Raw genomic sequence first — 1,650 nt, 5'->3', positions numbered from 1 at the left:
CCGTCAAACGGCTCACCGCACGCGGGCGGAACGAGGCCCACCGGGTCTCCTCCGCGCTGGAGCTCTTCTTCGACCTCTGCTTCGTCGTGGCGATCGCGCAGGCGGGCGTGCAGTTGGTGCACGCCGTCGGCAACGGGCACCCGGGCACCGGGGTCCTCGACTACGCCATGCTGTTCTTCGCCATCTGGTGGGCCTGGATGAACTTCTCCTGGTTCGCCTCGGCGTACGACAACGACGACGTGCCCTACCGGGTCGTCACCCTGGTGCAGATCGCGGGCGTCCTGGTGCTGGCCGCCGGTGTCTCCCAGGCCTTCCGGCAGCACGACTTCCTCGCGGTCTGGCTCGGCTACGCGATCATGCGGGTGGCGATGGCCACCCAGTGGCTGAGAGCGGCGCGAACGGCCGGGGGCGCCGAGCGCCAGGCCACGCTCAGGTACGCATGCGGCGTGCTGCTGTGCCAGGTCGGCTGGCTCGGTCTGGTGGTGCTGCCGCAGCCGGCCCGCCCCTGGGTGTTCCTGGTGATGGCGGTGCTGGAGATGTGCGTGCCGCTGTTCGCCGAGCGCAACCACGAGACGTCCTGGCATCCGCACCACATCGCCGAGCGGTACGGCCTGTTCACGATCATCGTGCTCGGCGAGACGATCTCCGCGGCCACGGTCGCCGTGAAGTCGGCCGTGGACAAGCACTCCGCGCTGGCCGAGCTGCTGCCGATCGCGGCGGGCGGGCTCCTGATCGTCTTCTCCGCCTGGTGGATCTACTTCGTGGTGCCCATCCACGGCCATCTGCGCTCCAGCAAGAGGGCGTTCCTGTGGGGATACGGCCACTACCTGATCTTCGCGTCGGCGGCGGCGATCGGCGCGGGCCTGGAGGTCTCCGTGGAGCAGGCCGTCGGTTCCTCGCACCTCTCCGCGACGGCCGCCTCGGCGGCGGTGACCCTGCCCACGGCGCTCTACCTGCTGGCCGTATGGGCGCTGCACGCACGGCACTTCAAGGTGGGCCTCGCCCAGCAGCTGGTGCTGCCGGTCACGTGCCTGCTGGTGCTCTGCTGCACCTTCCTGGGCGACCGGGCGGTACTCGCGGCGGGCCTGGTCTGCGCGGCGGCGGTGGCGACCGGGGTGGTGCTGACGGCGCGCACGGTGCGCGGGGAACGCGCGGCGACCGCCACGACACCGGCGGGCTGACGCCTTCGAGGGGGGCCGGGAGTGGGCGAGACTGTCCGGCATGACAGTCGACGCATTGACCGATGTCGCCGGGGTGCGGGTGGGGCACGCCACCCGCACCGGGAACGGCCGGCTCACCGGGACCACGGTCGTGCTGGCTCCGGAGGGCGGGGCCGTCGCCGCCGTGGACGTGCGCGGCGGCGGGCCCGGCACCAAGGAGACCGACGCGCTCGACCCGCGCAACCTGGTCCAGCGGATCGACGCCGTCGTGCTCACCGGGGGCAGCGCCTACGGGCTCGACGCGGCCTCCGGGGTGATGGCCTGGCTGGAGGAGCGCGGGCGGGGCGTGCCGGTGGGGGCGGACCCCGCGCATGTCGTGCCGGTGGTGCCCGCCGCGTGCGTCTTCGACCTGGGGCGCGGCGGCGACTTCCGCGCCCGGCCGGACGCCGCGACGGGACGCGCCGCGGTGGAGGCGGCGGCCGCGACCGCG

The 1,650-nt window shown here is 73.3% G+C and carries 2 protein-coding genes; both read left to right on the top strand.

Annotated features, from left to right (window positions below):
- Nucleotides 1-1,181: low temperature requirement protein A (locus FRZ03_RS24935; protein ID WP_146467380.1), on the top strand; the 1,181-nt coding region annotated here is incomplete at its 5' end.
- A gap of 40 nt (nt 1,182-1,221) precedes the next feature.
- Nucleotides 1,222-1,650: P1 family peptidase (locus FRZ03_RS24930; RefSeq protein WP_186785598.1), on the top strand; the 429-nt coding region annotated here is incomplete at its 3' end.

Origin of the sequence: Streptomyces misionensis (genome assembly GCF_007896895.1) — a bacterium.
GTDB lineage: Bacteria > Actinomycetota > Actinomycetes > Streptomycetales > Streptomycetaceae > Streptomyces > Streptomyces misionensis_A.
The sequence above is the reverse complement of the archived record's forward strand: the minus strand, read 5'-3'. Positions and strand labels throughout refer to the sequence as shown.